This is a genomic window from Fulvivirga sp. AWR4_260, from assembly GCF_056158185.1.
The window spans coordinates 2,760,681-2,775,863 of record NZ_JBSWSU010000015.1; the positions used below are offsets into that span (position 1 = coordinate 2,760,681).

At 35.8% G+C, this 15,183-nt stretch carries 16 protein-coding genes; 6 read left to right on the forward strand and 10 right to left on the reverse strand.

Annotated features, from left to right (window positions below; translation table 11 throughout):
- Positions 1-97: 97 nt before the first annotated feature.
- Genes ACXACQ_RS17945 through ACXACQ_RS17960 form a run of 4 tightly spaced genes read left to right on the forward strand, consistent with a single transcriptional unit; the run spans position 98 to position 2,743 of the window.
- Complete coding sequence (locus tag ACXACQ_RS17945) at positions 98-886, forward strand: hypothetical protein (RefSeq protein WP_474977357.1); 789 nt, start codon at positions 98-100, stop codon at positions 884-886.
- A 15-nt stretch (positions 887-901) separates the two neighbouring features.
- Positions 902-1,309 (forward strand): OB-fold protein, encoded by a 408-nt coding sequence (locus ACXACQ_RS17950; protein ID WP_474977358.1) that lies wholly within the window; start codon positions 902-904, stop codon positions 1,307-1,309.
- Positions 1,310-1,313: 4 nt separating this feature from the next.
- On the forward strand, positions 1,314-1,859 hold the full coding sequence (locus tag ACXACQ_RS17955) for a YceI family protein (RefSeq protein ID WP_474977359.1): 546 nt from the start codon (positions 1,314-1,316) through the stop codon (positions 1,857-1,859).
- 8 nt (positions 1,860-1,867) lie between these two features.
- The gene (locus tag ACXACQ_RS17960) at positions 1,868-2,743 is read left to right on the forward strand and encodes a DUF5777 family beta-barrel protein (protein WP_474977360.1); all 876 of its coding nucleotides are present in this window, start codon (positions 1,868-1,870) and stop codon (positions 2,741-2,743) included.
- A gap of 58 nt (positions 2,744-2,801) precedes the next feature.
- On the opposite strand, the gene ACXACQ_RS17965 is transcribed toward ACXACQ_RS17960, so the two are convergent.
- The 6 genes from ACXACQ_RS17965 to ACXACQ_RS17990 form a co-directional block, all read right to left on the reverse strand.
- Positions 2,802-3,242 carry a DUF2267 domain-containing protein gene (locus ACXACQ_RS17965; protein ID WP_474977361.1) on the reverse strand — a complete coding sequence of 147 codons (441 nt, stop codon included), beginning with the start codon at positions 3,240-3,242 and terminating at the stop codon, positions 2,802-2,804.
- A 175-nt stretch (positions 3,243-3,417) separates the two neighbouring features.
- Positions 3,418-4,770, reverse strand: coding sequence for an acyl-CoA dehydrogenase family protein (locus tag ACXACQ_RS17970; RefSeq protein ID WP_474977362.1), 1,353 nt, complete (start codon positions 4,768-4,770; stop codon positions 3,418-3,420).
- Between the two features lie 241 nt (positions 4,771-5,011).
- Entirely contained in the window at positions 5,012-5,218 is a 207-nt protein-coding gene (locus ACXACQ_RS17975) for a hypothetical protein (protein WP_474977363.1), read from the reverse strand.
- A 30-nt stretch (positions 5,219-5,248) separates the two neighbouring features.
- Positions 5,249-5,713, reverse strand: coding sequence for a PA2169 family four-helix-bundle protein (locus ACXACQ_RS17980; protein WP_474977364.1), 465 nt, complete (start codon positions 5,711-5,713; stop codon positions 5,249-5,251).
- Positions 5,714-5,797: 84 nt separating this feature from the next.
- Positions 5,798-5,962 (reverse strand): DUF1328 family protein, encoded by a 165-nt coding sequence (locus tag ACXACQ_RS17985; RefSeq protein ID WP_474977365.1) that lies wholly within the window; start codon positions 5,960-5,962, stop codon positions 5,798-5,800.
- Between the two features lie 166 nt (positions 5,963-6,128).
- Positions 6,129-6,632, reverse strand: a complete 504-nt coding sequence (locus ACXACQ_RS17990) for a hypothetical protein (RefSeq protein WP_474977366.1) — start codon at positions 6,630-6,632, stop codon at positions 6,129-6,131.
- 105 nt (positions 6,633-6,737) lie between these two features.
- Here ACXACQ_RS17990 and ACXACQ_RS17995 point away from each other — a divergent pair, with 105 nt between their 5' ends.
- Positions 6,738-10,367, forward strand: a complete 3,630-nt coding sequence (locus ACXACQ_RS17995) for a CheR family methyltransferase (RefSeq protein ID WP_474977367.1) — start codon at positions 6,738-6,740, stop codon at positions 10,365-10,367.
- A 25-nt stretch (positions 10,368-10,392) separates the two neighbouring features.
- Positions 10,393-10,746: a response regulator gene (locus ACXACQ_RS18000; protein ID WP_474977368.1), complete on the forward strand. Its 354-nt coding sequence runs from the start codon at positions 10,393-10,395 to the stop codon at positions 10,744-10,746.
- On the opposite strand, the gene ACXACQ_RS18005 is transcribed toward ACXACQ_RS18000, so the two are convergent.
- From ACXACQ_RS18005 to ACXACQ_RS18020, 4 genes are all read right to left on the reverse strand, one after another.
- A complete protein-coding gene (locus tag ACXACQ_RS18005) occupies positions 10,747-11,334 on the reverse strand; it encodes a biliverdin-producing heme oxygenase (RefSeq protein WP_474977369.1) in 588 nt (195 codons plus the stop codon).
- The gene (locus tag ACXACQ_RS18010) at positions 11,331-11,696 is read right to left on the reverse strand and encodes a response regulator (RefSeq protein WP_474977370.1); all 366 of its coding nucleotides are present in this window, start codon (positions 11,694-11,696) and stop codon (positions 11,331-11,333) included. Before ACXACQ_RS18010 ends, ACXACQ_RS18005 begins: the two co-directional genes overlap by 4 nt.
- 35 nt (positions 11,697-11,731) lie before the next feature.
- The gene (locus ACXACQ_RS18015) at positions 11,732-13,960 is read right to left on the reverse strand and encodes an ATP-binding protein (RefSeq protein WP_474977371.1); all 2,229 of its coding nucleotides are present in this window, start codon (positions 13,958-13,960) and stop codon (positions 11,732-11,734) included.
- Positions 13,961-14,160: 200 nt separating this feature from the next.
- Entirely contained in the window at positions 14,161-15,111 is a 951-nt protein-coding gene (locus tag ACXACQ_RS18020; protein WP_474977372.1) for an aldo/keto reductase, read from the reverse strand.
- Positions 15,112-15,183: the final 72 nt, after the last annotated feature.

The following is a 15,183-nucleotide window of genomic DNA, read 5'->3' on the forward strand; positions in this document are numbered from 1 at the left end:
GAAAGGGAAAATATGGCTAAATAAGCCTATCAAACCCAAATAATACCGAAAAGAAATAAACATAATACAATAAGTAAACTTAACCTAACCAATTATCATGATGAAGAAAAAGAATTATCTGGTTTATGGGGCCACACTAGTTGGCTCCTTACTCTTCAATTGTCAGAGTGAAACGTTAACTCCACCAGTTGATTGTAACGACTCCGACCTAACTATAGCCCTAGATGGAACTATAGAAGATGTTAACTGTGGCCAGCAAGATGGTAGTTTCACAGTAATAGCCACTGGTGGAGCGGGAGAATATAGTTATACATTAAATGGAACTACTACCTCAGCGGGCAGCTACACAGAATTGGCAGCCGGCACTTATAATGTATCAGTAACAGATGCCAATGGATGTACGTCTGAAATGGCTGTAGAGGTAAAGAATAGAGATGGTGTAAATATAGAATTGGCAAAAGTAGATGCTGGCTGTGGTACATCTGAAGGTAAAATAACCATCACAGCTTCTGGAGGTTCTCAACCTTACCAATTTACATTAGATAATGGTCAACCTGTAACTGCAACAGAATTTACGAATTTGGCCGCGGGTGAACACACCATTATAGCTACTGACGACATGGGCTGCCAGACATCTCAAACCATAACATTAAACTCTGGTATCAAGTCAAGCCAAATAGAAAGCATCATATCTTCAGCATGTGCCAGATGTCATTCTGCAGGAGGCCGTTTCCCAGACCTTAGCGACCTTAGCAAGATACAAGCCAATGCTGAAAGGGTAATGATTAGGACAGAAGAAGAAACAATGCCTCCGGGTGGAGGACTTGCTCAAAGCGATATAGATGCCATTGCTTGTTGGGTAAATGATGGAGCCCTTGCTAACTAATTAACCCCTATAACTATGAAAGTTAAAATAATATTAATCACAATTGTAGCGCTCGTAATCATAGGAGCGGGGAGTGGCTATTACTTATACAATAAGCCAAAAGACAGTATGAATGACTTAACTGCAGACTTTCAATTAGCTGCAGGCGAATTATCCGCTGAGTTTAATAGTGACGAAAACGCAGCCAACACCAAGTACTTGGGCAAAACTATTGAGGTTACAGGAAAAGTACTGAGCATAGAAAAAGGTGAAGTGAATGTAATTACACTAGAAGGCGAAACCATGAGCCATATAAGAGCTGAAATGGACAAAACCAGTGAAGTAAAAGAAAGTCTTAACGGCAAAACCATCACTTTAAGAGGAAAATGCACAGGACTGCTATTAGATGTAGTTCTAAACAATTGTGTAATAATTAAAGAGTAACAACATGAAGAAATCAATATATACAATATTATTATCGCTTATTGCGATAGCGCCTTTATACTCGCAAACCCGCTTACTTGATCGTTCAGGTCAGGTTAAGTTTTACTCAGAAGCTTCTATGGAAAAAATAGAAGCTTCTACTAACTCTGCTTTAGGAGTACTAGAGCCCGCAAGTAACAATGTGGCAGTATCAATATTAATGAAGGGCTTTGATTTTGAAAAAGCTTTAATGCAAGAGCACTTTAATGAAAACTATGTAGAGTCTGACAAATACCCAAAGGCTACTTTTGCAGGAAAAATTTCTGATACTGTTGATTTTTCTAAGGACGGAAAATCTGCAAGCAAAGTAGAAGGTGACCTTACCATTCATGGTGTAAAACAGCATGTAACCCCCGATGCTACTTTTGAAGTAAAAGGTAATACCATTGAGGTGACCACCAAGTTTATGGTAAAATTAGCCGACTATAAAATTAAAATTCCAAATGTGGTAGTTGATAACATCTCTGAAGAAGTAGAGGTTACTGCTCATTTTAAATTCAAAAAGGATTAACGAGTATAATGAAAAAACATATAATAACAGCTTTGTGTTTTGTTGGGCTAAGCACCGCAGCTTTTGCTCAAAATGATTTGTTAGATGTATTGGAAAATGAAGCTCCCACAGAAACGTTTCCTGTAGAGGCTACATTTAAAGGTACACGCCTTATTAATGGTCACTCCATAGAAACGAGAAAGAAAAACAACCTAGATTTAATCATTTCTCACAGGTTTGGAGAAATAAGCGGTGGTTCTTACGAATTTTTCGGATTAGACCAATCCAATGTACGCATTGGACTAGATTATGGTGTAACTGATGATTTTAATATTGGAGTCGGTAGAAATTCATATCAAAAAACGTTTGATGGATACCTTAAATACCGATTGGTAAAGCAAACAACCGGAGCCAAGAAAGTTCCATTATCAGTAACTTGGTTATCATCTATAGCTATTAAAACACTCAAAGATCCTACTTACGAAGAGGTAATTGAGTTCAATGATAGATTGGCGTATACCAACCAGGTATTAATTGCAAAAAAATTCTCACCGTCTTTTTCTTTCCAATTAATGCCTACATACATACACTTTAATAGCATTAACGAAACAGATGAACGTAATGATATTTTTGCATTAGGAGCAGGAGGCCGCATTAAACTTACGCAGCGTCTTTCATTAAATGCAGAGTATTATTATCAAATAGATCCACTAAACTCTACAACTTATAATGCTATTGCAGTGGGTTTTGATATTGAAACAGGTGGACACGTATTTCAGCTACAATTTACAAACAGCCAAGCTATGATAGAAAAAGGTTTTATAGCAGAAACCTCTAATGATTTCTTTGACGGAGACATCCATTTTGGCTTTAATATTTCAAGAACTTTTCAATTAGGTAAGTAACATTTAATTGAATTATGTTTGCACACTGAGGTAATTTACCTCAGTGTGTTTTTGTTTCTCATTGCTCTACAGCTGCTTCCAGCCTCAAAACTATACTGCGCCTGATTGTTTTATCAATACTCGTTTGTGAGGTCAGGTTAATGTGATTTTCAAGAACTGCTAGCGCCTTTAATATTATTTGCTCAGCATCATCTAGGGTTGTAAAAATTCTATTACGACCATCGTCTAGAGACACCACTGCCGCCACTAAATCGTCAAACGTTTTTAACCGAAAAGGCGTGACATGAATGCGCCAATCTTCTATATAAATAATCTTTAACCCGTTGGGCAAACTCGCTATAAACTCTGCAGATTCTGCATAGGTCATGTTGTTCCTAAGGGTGTGAAGAATAAATTTTAAAAGCATTCCACTTTGCTGATTGCTAAACCTTAGTGAACGGTTCAATTCTGCAATACAGCCATTATCAATACAAGCTAGTTTATCAAAATCTATATTCATTGGAATAGGTTTAGTGAAAATTATAACCAAATGATCATTAATTCATGCTAAATAAATTCTATCTTAATGAATAAACACAAATTTCAATCGTTTGCATATTAATTATACTAGGCTAACACCTAGAATCAAAAAATTGTTTAATTATACACTAAAAACCTATATATTTTATAGTCATTTATACAAATGCACTTACACCCGTAATAGATCTTCCAACAATCAGTGAATTGATTTGCTTAGTTCCTTCATAAGAATAAACTGCCTCAGCATCAGCTACAAACCTGGCTACATTATATTCTAACAATATGCCATTACCTCCCATAATCTCACGTGCTTGGCTCACTATTTCTCTAGTATGCAGTGTACAGGTAACTTTGGCCAAAGAAGCTTGCTCATCAGACATAACACCTGCATCCTGTAATTGAGAAAGCCTAAATACTAGCGTTTGCATACTGGTTAAATTGCTTAGCATTTTTACCAGTAAATCTTGAATCAATTGAAAAGATGAAATAGACTTACCAAATTGCTTACGGCTATTAGCATAATTTAGTGCATGTTCATAAGCACCTCTAGCACAGCCCACGGCCTGCCAAGCTACTCCTGCTCGTGTCATCTTCAGTACTTTTGCTGTATCCTTAAAACTATTTGCATTTTGCAGCCTGTTGGCTTCACTAACTTTGCAGTCTTTCAAAGTTATCTCTGCGTTTTGAACTATACGCAAAGCCATTTTATCCTTCTGTTTCTCAGTATAAAACCCGGGAGTATCACGTTCTACTATAAAACCTTTAACTTGATTATCATCTTCATCTTGTGCCCAAATAATAGTGATATCTGAAAATGTGGCATTACCTATCCACTTCTTTTGACCATTCAGCACCCAGTGGTCACCTTCTCTTTTAGCTGTGGTAGTTAAGCCACCAGCCACTGCAGACCCCACCAAAGGCTCAGTAAGACCAAATGCTCCTATAACCTCCATTTTGTTCATTTTGGGTAACCATTTCGCCTTTTGTTCTTCTGAACCGCAAAGGTAAATGCTTCCCATAGCCAACCCTGCCTGTACTCCAAAAAAGGTACTAATGCTTGTATCTATTCGTGCCATCTCCATAGATATGAGCCCCTCTAAAAGCGAAGAGTGCTTGGTGTTACTTACACCATCATAAGTAAGCCCACAGATATCTAATGCTGCTAGTTTAGGTATGAGCTCATGCGGAAATTCGCCTTTCAACCAATACTCATTGGCTAAGGGCTGCACTTCTTCTTCCATAAACTTTCTAACCTTAAGCTGGATTTCGCGCTCTTCAGGAGTAAGCAACTCCTCTAACTGATAAAAGTCTGCATTAATTTCAGGGGCTTTATATTCTTTATTGCCAGCCTTAAGGGCTTTCATAAGATTATACATTTCCACCTTGTCCATATTAGAAAGAGATGTAATAATCTCTTTTAAGTCGATATGTTTGCTTATCTCTTTAATTTGCTTAAAGTCTATCCCCTTAAGCATATCTAAAATTCCGTGTTTTTCTTTATCGCTCATCTTTAAATTATCTTAAATGACAATACGCATTTTTAACAGGGTAGAGGCACACATGTTCAAGATGACAAATAAAAAAAGCCTGAGCATAATGCACAGGCCTTGAGTGGTTGTTGGTATAATTTTATTTGTATATACAGTATTAACAGTCAGTCAATTATATTGATATCAAAATAACTGTATTTCTTAAAAAAAATGTTTACAGATCTAAAGTCAATCTCATATATCACTTCATTCAGCACATTCATACAGTGCTACTTTCGGCAGTAACTCCCATTACTTTTGCCAATCTCTTGAGATTATCCTTCTTTCTTTGTACCTCATCCAAATGCATCTTTATAGCATTAGAATTTCTTTTTTCAGCTGCTAATTTTTTCAACTTCGCTTCCTCTGCTGATAAAAGTGATAACTGATCAATAACCATTTTTCCGGGTGCAATGTCTGTATTCATAAGGTAAATATTTTAGTATTAAAAAATTATTTAAGGTACCGGGGTTTCCCGTTTTTTCTCTGCTTCTAGCTGTTTATAATCTGCTATCATCTCATCTATCTTGTCAATAGCAGATTGCACATCATCTATTTGACGTTGAGCTATGGTTTGCAAATCAGAGGCCAATCCTTCATCTAGTATTTTTTTATACACATTAAGGGCATGTTTTTCTCCTCTTCTGCATTCTTTTAAAGTATCTACACCATGAAACGTGTGTGATGATGCTTTTAAATCCATCCACACTCTGTGTAAATCTGCCAACGTATTGCTGTGCACATATGCTATACCTGATACTTTTATGAGCTTCTCTGCAAACTCTTTCCTCTCTACACTTTTTTCACTTAAAAAAGTACTCAACAAACTGTCGTTAATATTATCAGCAGCCGACTGATACCCCTCACTAGCCTCCACGTTTACCTCAATCAACTTCTTAATGTTATTACTATCATTTTCCATTATTTGCTCCTTTATTAAGTTAATAAAAAAAGGGAAGAATGAATAATTAAATATTCGCTCTTCCCTTACATAGGTTTTATTTTATCAGACTCGCCTCGCTAAATGCATAATTACTGATACCGCCAGTAATACTAGAAATATGTAAAATATTATTTTGGCAATGGCTGCTGCTCCTGCAGCTAAACCTCCAAAACCTAACAAGGCTGCTATTAATGCTATTATTAAAAACGTAACTATCCAGCGTAACATATTCTTATATTTTAGTTCTAAATCTTATAATTGATTATACTAAAATATCTTGCCACAAGCTTAAAAGTGCTTTATATGCACGCTAAGCACATTAATAGATACAGATATGTAGAATTTACTATACGAAAATGTAGTACGGTGTGAGTTGATGTTCCCCAATTTTTGACTAAGGTAGTTTTGGTTTGCAGTCAGGGCAAACTTCACTTTTTGTTTTAAGCACTGTTAAAGTCCCAAATACTTTGCGGTGGGTGAGAGCATCATACCAATTATCTTTAAATTTTACCCGGCCACATACAGAGCAGCGCTTTTCCGCTGCATCCTCATCCTCTACAAAACTAATTTTAGGACTAATTTTTTTCTCCTTTATTTTGTCGTGCTCAATTTTAAAGAGGTTGCCATTTTCTTTTTGCACCATCATGCGCATAAACTGAGCTTTACCCGGCCCATCACAGCGATAATGGAGCACATAAGGCTTTTCTGTAACATTTACACGAGTAATCATGGCATCCAAAAACATCCTTACCTGATCTCCTTTTATATATTTGCTAATAAAACTACCTTTAATATTTTGCCCCACAAGCTCATCGGCATGATAACTCAACGCTAGTTGATCCCATAAGTCATCGGTGTCAATTATTTTACGATCAGAATCAATCCAGATACACGCCATTTTTTTTTATTTGTGGTTAGACAATTTGCATATTTGTTTGTTAACAAATTAGGAGAGATTCCTACTTTTTTAAACTCTTATTTTTTTTCTAAAGTTACAATTAGTTTGAGCACAACAAATTCAGTAGAATATATAGTAGCCATAGGAGCATCCGCAGGTGGACTCACGGCAATTCAGGAATTAGTAGAAGCTTTACCAGAAGACTTAAATAACATCGCAGTTATTATAGCTCAGCACTTAAGTCCTGAATATAAAAGTATGCTTACCGAAATCATAAGCAGAAAAACTGTTATTGATACTACTGCAATAACCAATGGTACCCAATTGCAGCCCAACCATATTTATGTAACTCCTCCTAATTGTGATGCCATAATAAAAAAGGATCACATTGAAATAGAGCACATAGAGCACCCTGGCCCTAAACCCAGCATAGACAAGTTATTCTCTTCATTAGCCAACTCATATGGTAAAAAAGCGGTGGGCATTGTACTCTCTGGTACTGGACAAGACGGCAGCAAAGGCGTAATAGAATTAAAAAAAGTAGGTGCACTTACAATCTCTCAAGATTTAGATAGCTCTAGATATTCTGGTATGCCGCAAGCTGCTATGACCACAGGCATGATAGATGTAGTATGTAGCCCGCACGAAATCGGAGCTAATATTTTAAATTTTATAAAAGAAAACAACAACAGAAAGGAAAATACTACGCAAAAACTCAAGGAGCATCAACTGGATGATGACTATGAATCTAGTGAAGACATCAGCACCATTCTTAGTCTACTAGAAGCCAAAATCGGAACTGACTTCAGCAACTATAAAGAATCTACCATTGTAAGACGCTTAGAAAAACGCTTGCAAGACAAGGGCTTTAGCAATGTGCAGATGTATCTCAACTACATAAGAGATAATGAAGAAGAGCTAGAAGAGTTTTTTAAGTATCTTTTAATAGGTGTTACGTCTTTCTTTAGAGATAATGATGCTTTTGCAGAATTAAAAACTGAAATAAGAAAGCAAATTATTAGTAAAGATAAACGCGCCAGACTGCGTGTTTGGGTACCCGGCTGTGCCACAGGTGAAGAAAGCGTTAGTATTGCTATTTTAATTAATGAACTATTAATTGAAACCAATAGGTATGATATTAAAGTTCAAATTTTTGCCACTGACATTAATGCCACTGCACTGAAAGAAGCCAGACAGGGCATATACAGTAAAGAAAAGGTTGAAGCCATCCCTAATGACCTAAGAAAAAAATACTTTGACAAAACCGGTAAAGAAGAGTATGAACTTTCAAGAGATCTTAAGCAAACTATATTATATACTCGCCATGACTTAACCAGTAACCCACCTTTCTTAAGGTTAGACTTGGTAAGTTGTCGTAACTTATTTATATACTTTAACCAAAGGCTTCAAAATCATATTTTCCCTATTTTTCAATATGCCCTTCATCCGGGAGGTTTGCTATTCTTAGGCAAATCAGAAACTGTTGGTAATTACAAGAACATATTCAATACCATTAATGCTAAATACAGAATATTTAGCAGAAAAGATAGAACTCCCACCAAGCCACTAAAGCTACCTTCTACCAAACCACTAAGTGTAGATAAAAAAATATCAGCCAACCACAACCTGAAGAATGAGACGCTCAGTATTCATGAGATGGTTAAAGAAACGGTATACCATACATTTGATTCGCCTTATGTTATTATTGATGACAATTTGGACATTATTGAAATAAGTGGTGATACCAATGATTTTCTACGTATAAAGCCGGGTTTAGCAAATATGAACCTGCTACGCCTAATTTCTGAAGACCTGCAAATAGAAACCCGAGCACTAGTTACTGAAGCAATCAAATCCATGAAAATTACTCGTGGTAGAATTAGAAGATACGAAGATTCGGGCCAAGAGCATTTAATGCGCTTAATTGTAAAACCATTGATATATGCTAAACCGGGTCATCCATATTTTATGGTAATTTTCGAATCATTTGATTTGAACGAACCGTTTTTGCAAAACAGAGAGCAGTATTTTGATGAAAGTGAAGCTACTTCTCAACATATTCAAGAATTAGAATATGAGCTAATCAGTAACAAGCAGCACATGAATACCCTTGTGCAAGAGCTTGAAACTACCAATGAAGAACTGCAAGCATTGAATGAAGAGCTACAATCATCCAATGAAGAGCTGCAAGCCTCTAACGAAGAGCTAGAAACTAGTAATGAAGAGTTGCAAGCGACCAACGAAGAGCTAGAAAATGCCTATGTAGACCTTAGAATAGCTTCGCAGAAGCTAACCAGACAAAAGCAGTTGATGGAACAAATTTCCATGGCATCACCCGATTTAATTGCAGTCGTATCTGGTGAAAACTTAATTTTAGAATATGTAAACCCTGCACTAGAAAATTTAGTAAAAAACAAGCCGCTAGAGAACAGGTCTGTGATGGGATTATTTAGCGGAACAGAAGATCAGGGTATAATAAGACTATTGCACGAAGTGCGAAGTACAGGCAAATCTCAGCAGGGTTACGAGTCACCTTTCACTTATTATCATAATAACGAGGAACATACCTTATATTTTAATTACTCACTAGCTCCATTACAATCAGAAGAGCAACAAGAGCAACCCGATGTTATTGTTTATGCTGCCGATGTAACCGACCAGGTAGCCGCACGCCTTAAGGCCGAAGCTAACGCTCGTTTCTTTAGCACACTGGCTGAGTCACTACCTCAAAAAATATGGACTTTAAATGCTGATGGCAATATTACTTATATCAATCAGACGCTTAGATCTTATTTAGATTACACAGATGAATCATTGGCTAATGTTGACATTAATAAGTGCATACACAAAGACGATCTAAAAAATGCAGTAGATGGCTTAAAAAAGGCCATGAAAACCAAAAAAGAATACCGAGCTCAGTATAGATTTTTTGATAGCAACAAAATTTATAAATGGCATTTGGTACGAGCCATTCCTATACTCAATACTGAAGAAGGAATAGTGGTATGGATATGTTCTGCAACAGATATACATGAGCAAAAAACTATAGAAGAGAAAAAAGACGAGTTTTTAAGTATTGCTAGTCACGAACTTAAAACCCCGCTTACTACAGCTAAAGCATACATTGAACTACTACAAGAAGTTTTAGCTGCTAACGATATTGATACATCTCGCCTCTATGTAGAAAAAGCGTATAAAGGTGTAACTAAAATACAATTACTAGTTAAAGACTTACTAGATGTAACCAGAATTCAAATTGGGAAATTAAAATTTAACTACGAAAAATTTGAGTTCAATAGAATTGTGCAAGAGGCCATTGATAATGTAAAACCATTATCAAGCCACCACAAAATCACGTTTGCAGGAGCACAGCTAAACAGTGTGATAGATGGCGACCCTGCAAGATTAGAGCAAGTGATGATGAATTTCATGAATAATGCCATTAAATATTCACCTGATGCTGATGAGATTATCATAAATAACAAAATAGAAGGGGAGACTATAACTTTTGAAGTAACAGATTTTGGTCCTGGTGTTCCTAGTCAGTATAAAGAAAAAATATTCGATCGTTTCTATAGAGTAAAACAAAAAGATGATTTCGCTTCAGGGTTGGGAATAGGTCTGTATATATCGAAGCAGATTATTGAAAGGCACAAAGGTAAAATAGGGGTTAAGAATAATAAAAATAGCAAAGGATCTACCTTCTATTTCGAAATCCCTATTGATCACGATTGAGCCTAAATACTAACCTGCGAAAAACATGAAAAAGAAACTTTTAATTTGTGATGACGACAAAGATATACTTGAACTCACCACTTTTATTTTATCAAAAGAATATGATGTTACAACCACTACCCATGTACGTGATATATTAGAAAGAGTAAAAACATCGCCTCCTGATCTTATCCTTATGGATTTGTGGATACCCGATATAGGAGGGGCGGAGGCAGTGAAGCTTTTAAAAAACAACAAGGACACCAAAAGCATCCCTATAATCATTTTCTCTGCTAACGATGAAATAGAAAATATTTCAATAAAGGTGAAAGCCAACTCTTACATAAAAAAGCCCTTTTCAGTGAAAGGGCTTAAAGGAATAGTTAAGAAATTTATTTAACTAAATATTTTCAAAGGAGAGTTCAGAAATGCTTAAGAAATAATCGTAAGCATTTTCTGCTCCAGCTTTAATCTCATCTTCTTTATCTGGGTGTATTTCGGCATAGGCATTAAGAAAATCTACATATTTCTTCCAATACATACCTGTTTCATTTCCATAACTATTCAAAAAGTTATAAGCATTTTCTTCATCAATATCAGGTATACTTTGCAGTTTCTTATAAATAACTTTTGCGCCCAAAGACGAGCCTTCAGATACATATAAGGCCCCCAACATCTCGGCCACAGAGCTAATTTGTAGCTTTTCGCCTAATTCAGGAATACCTTTAATATTAAGTACACTTAAATCTTTTAATGCTAAATGACTTTTTCTTCTGGCATCAAAGTTAAACTTGCTCAACGCCTGGTCTTGCTCAAAGCCATCATATCTATTCTCTATTGCATCATTAAACAAATAATTTCTTAGAAGAAATAATCTATATTCATTTAAAGTCATAGACGAAGACATTATCTTATTAGTAAAGTTGAGCGCTTCAGCTTTATCATGCTTTGGCTTGGTTAACTCACGTAGTTTCTCTGCTATCTTCATATTTTTGCTGCAATAGTGTCCATAACCTGCTCTATATGTTTAAGAGCAAACGGTTTTTCTATATATCCATCAATTCCGGCTTCATTGGCCCTGGTACTTATATCATGTGCACCAGAAAGCGCCATTACCACAATATCATTTTCCTTTCTCACCCTTATCATTACTTCAATACCATTAGTATCGCCCCAATTTATATCCATAAATATAGCATGAGGTGTACTATTTTGCATTTTCAAGTCAAACTCACTATAAGACATACACTTTACAATGTTATATCCTTTTCTTTGACCTATTATCTGTATCAGATCACACGTATCTTCATCATCGTCACATACCATTATGCACAACTGCTGCTTTTCCATTTTATCTTTTTTAAGTATTACTGATGAAGAACTGATTATTCTTGTTTAGGAAAAGCCACATAAAATGTAGATCCGTGTCCTAATTCGCTTTCAATCCAAATTTTACCATGGTGCCTGTCCATTATCTTTTTCACAATGGTCATGCCTACACCATTTCCTTCAAATTCTTCATCGGTTGTTAAACGCGAAAATATCTGAAATATCTTCCCTACATTTTTCATGTCTATTCCTATTCCATTATCATTTACGGAATATACTATTTCATGTTCATTTTCTATAATATCCACCTTCACAATACTTTTAGATTGTTTCAATGAATACTTAACTGCATTGGAGAGAAGGTTACTAAAAACCTGACTTATCATGGTTTCATCACCATAAAGTGGCACTAGCTCACCATACTGAAATTCTATTTCCTGATCGCTATATGCAGCCTTTAAATCTTCTATAATCTGAGGCAGCAGGCTTTTTACATCTACTTCCTTAAAACTAGTTTCGATTTTACCTATTCTCGAATAATTGAGTACAGCCTTAATAAGGTCGTTCATACGATCAGCATTTTTCACGATCTTTGAGAGCATATCAGCTGTTTGCTCAGTAAGGCTGGGGTTTTCTTGTATAAGTATTTCGGAATATACCTTTACCGCGTTGAGTGGTGTGCGCAAATCATGCGATACGGTGTAACTAAAAGTATCCAACTCTCTATAGGCAGCCTCCAGCTGATCGTTTAGCTTTCTTATTTCATTGGCCTTTTTCACGATCACTTGCAGCAAATCTTCTCTCAGTTTTACCACCAAACTTATATCGGCATTGGACCAAGGTTCCGATTTATTTTCCATCACCTGAGCCCATTTTTCGAAAGATTGTCTAGGGCATATTTCAAAACTGCCATTAGCGTCCTCCACTATATTCACTGCTTTATTAGGGTCTCCTCCCCAATAAATCGTTTGTATCACTTCTGGTTTAAACCAAATAATATATTCCTTCAAACCGGCAGAAATTACCGCAGAGATAATGCCCGAAGCATGATCTTTGATTTTGGGGCCATCAGGATAATAAATACTAAGTTCATCAGTAATTAAAATATCCTCTTTCTGATGCTCACTTAGCCAATCCACTAATGCATCAACCTCCGATTCATCAGGCGTATTCCCTAATAACGCCTTTTTATTATCAGCATAAATAGCTACACCACCAGCATCAATTAAATCTAAAATGGTATTCTTATGAGCCGTCAACCCATCTATAAGGTCATACTCTTTCAATGTCCAGCCCACTAGTTTAGAGGCTATTTCCCTGCTTTTTTCAATACTCTCATTTCTCTTGTCAAGTAAATGCAGTTGTAATGATGATGAGAACAATTGGCCCATAAACCTACAAGCTTGCCTTACTTTGGCATCAATAAAATAAGGTTCTCTATGATGGCAGCTAATCAATCCCCACAACTCATCGTTAAGCATTAAGGAGATAGTCATAGAAGCTCCCACCTTCATGTTTTTTAAATATTGAATATGAATAGGAGAGGAGGAGCGTAATACCGAGTGCGACAAATCAGTAGGCTCGTTACATTCTGTTATAATTTGAGGGTGTAACTTAACAGGATCTGAATGTACATTTTGTATCACCCTAGTACTATTGACCTTAAATAAATCTCTAGCTATCTGTGGAATATCAGAAGCAGGGTAATGTAGCCCAAAATAAGATGTTTCAATGGCATCTATTTTAGAATCAGCGATAACTTCACCATGCCAGTCATCATGAAATTTATAGATCATTACTCGGTCATAACCTGTTATGTCTCTAATTTCATCAGCAGTGTTGGCTAACAGTTCGTTCAAATTAGCACTATTATGAATTTTTTGCATTGCCCTAGTAAGGTAGCTCTGCAAGTTAAACTCATTAGTTTTTATTAACTCTGGCTCAAACTCCAGAATAACGTATTGTTCCCAACTATGAATGAGTACATTATAAGATTTTTTCTGCTGATCTTTTATGACTGGAAGTATCGGCACTGAAGTATCTGGTGTAATAAGATACCCCTTTACTATTTCTGTAAGACTATTGATTTTAGTCTTTTCAATATGTTCTCCAATTAATTCTTTAAAGCCAACCGGCACAAAATCCGATATATTCTCACTTACTTGCTTTATTATTAGAGTGTCTTTTTCAACTACTATAAAATAACCAATATCCTGAATTGCTCCAATTATGTGTATCGGTTCGTTTTCGCAGTTGTTAACATCAAACCCTCTCTTTTCTTCCATCTAAGTTATATTCAAGTAAATTTATAAGAAGAATAATATTTTCAAATTTAAGAAACACTATTCAACTTTATCAATCTATATAAAAATTTATTATAAGGCTTATTGCGTAATAAATACACAGATTTTATAAAAAACAACCTATAAGCATACTTATAATCATTATTATGCTGCACAGGTTGTTCCTTTATAGTGTTATTTTTTTAGTCCCAAAACTTCTTATCTTCATAGTAGGAATCCTCTACTTTCCACATATCAGCATTTACAAACCTGAACTGGTAGTCAATATCAGCAATTTCCTTCATATCTTGAGTAGTAAGTTGAATACTTGCCGATTCAAAATTTTGGATTAGCCTGTCTTTATGTACCGACTTGGGTATAACGGCCGTATTCCTATTTACAGCCCAGCTAATTAAAACCTGAGCTGTAGTACACTTATGCTTGTCCGCTATTGTTTTGATAACCTCCTGTTCTAATAAAATAGGCTCATCATCTTGCTTCATTTTTTCTGGCCTGTCTCCAGAGCCTAATGGGGAATAAGCTGTCAAATGAATTTCGTTAGATTTAGCAAAATTTACAAGCTCATTTTGCGGTAGAAAAGGATGCATTTCAACTTGAAGCATTTCCGGTTTGTGGTTGCAATGCTCTAAAATCAATTTCAATTTATCAATATTAAAGTTTGACACACCAATATGCTTGGTCAACTTCTGCTCTTTCACGTATTCCATACCAGACCATGTCTCTGTCAACGGCACTTCATCCAAACCATATACATCGTCTTTATTTTTAGGAAACTGCACACCTTTCTTTAAAGCTACGGGCCAGTGAATAAGATATAAATCGAGATAGTCCAACTGTAGATCCTCCAAAGTATTTTGCAATGCAGGCAAAACATCTTCTTTTCTATGACTGTCATTCCAAAGTTTTGAGGTAATCCACAATTCTTCACGCGATACAACACCTTCTTCTATGGCTCTTTTTATTCCTTCACCCACTTCGTTTTCATTACCATAAATAGCTGCACAATCAATATGTCTATAACCAATTTTGATAGCTTCGTAAACCGCCTTAGCAACTTCTCCAGGATCAGATTTCCATGTCCCTAATCCTACTATATCTAATTTATCGTTATTTTTAAATGTTATTCTTTCCATGTCATAACAACCAATAAATGAAAGAATTGTTACAAACAGAAGGTCTAATTATTAGTAAGCAAATATTTCATT

Coding starts and splice junctions, on each gene's coding strand:
- ACXACQ_RS17985 (WP_474977365.1), bottom strand. CDS start 5,962: ATGTTACGCTGGATAGTTACGTTTTTAATAATAGCATTAATAGCAGCC.
- ACXACQ_RS17965 (WP_474977361.1), bottom strand. CDS start 3,242: ATGAATATAGATTTTGATAAACTAGCTTGTATTGATAATGGCTGTATT.
- ACXACQ_RS17980 (WP_474977364.1), bottom strand. CDS start 5,713: ATGGAAAATGATAGTAATAACATTAAGAAGTTGATTGAGGTAAACGTG.
- ACXACQ_RS18015 (WP_474977371.1), bottom strand. CDS start 13,960: ATGGAAGAAAAGAGAGGGTTTGATGTTAACAACTGCGAAAACGAACCG.
- ACXACQ_RS17950 (WP_474977358.1), top strand. CDS start 902: ATGAAAGTTAAAATAATATTAATCACAATTGTAGCGCTCGTAATCATA.
- ACXACQ_RS17960 (WP_474977360.1), top strand. CDS start 1,868: ATGAAAAAACATATAATAACAGCTTTGTGTTTTGTTGGGCTAAGCACC.
- ACXACQ_RS17990 (WP_474977366.1), bottom strand. CDS start 6,632: ATGGCGTGTATCTGGATTGATTCTGATCGTAAAATAATTGACACCGAT.
- ACXACQ_RS17975 (WP_474977363.1), bottom strand. CDS start 5,218: ATGAATACAGACATTGCACCCGGAAAAATGGTTATTGATCAGTTATCA.
- ACXACQ_RS17955 (WP_474977359.1), top strand. CDS start 1,314: ATGAAGAAATCAATATATACAATATTATTATCGCTTATTGCGATAGCG.
- ACXACQ_RS17970 (WP_474977362.1), bottom strand. CDS start 4,770: ATGAGCGATAAAGAAAAACACGGAATTTTAGATATGCTTAAGGGGATA.
- ACXACQ_RS18005 (WP_474977369.1), bottom strand. CDS start 11,334: ATGAAGATAGCAGAGAAACTACGTGAGTTAACCAAGCCAAAGCATGAT.
- ACXACQ_RS18020 (WP_474977372.1), bottom strand. CDS start 15,111: ATGGAAAGAATAACATTTAAAAATAACGATAAATTAGATATAGTAGGA.
- ACXACQ_RS18000 (WP_474977368.1), top strand. CDS start 10,393: ATGAAAAAGAAACTTTTAATTTGTGATGACGACAAAGATATACTTGAA.
- ACXACQ_RS18010 (WP_474977370.1), bottom strand. CDS start 11,696: ATGGAAAAGCAGCAGTTGTGCATAATGGTATGTGACGATGATGAAGAT.
- ACXACQ_RS17945 (WP_474977357.1), top strand. CDS start 98: ATGATGAAGAAAAAGAATTATCTGGTTTATGGGGCCACACTAGTTGGC.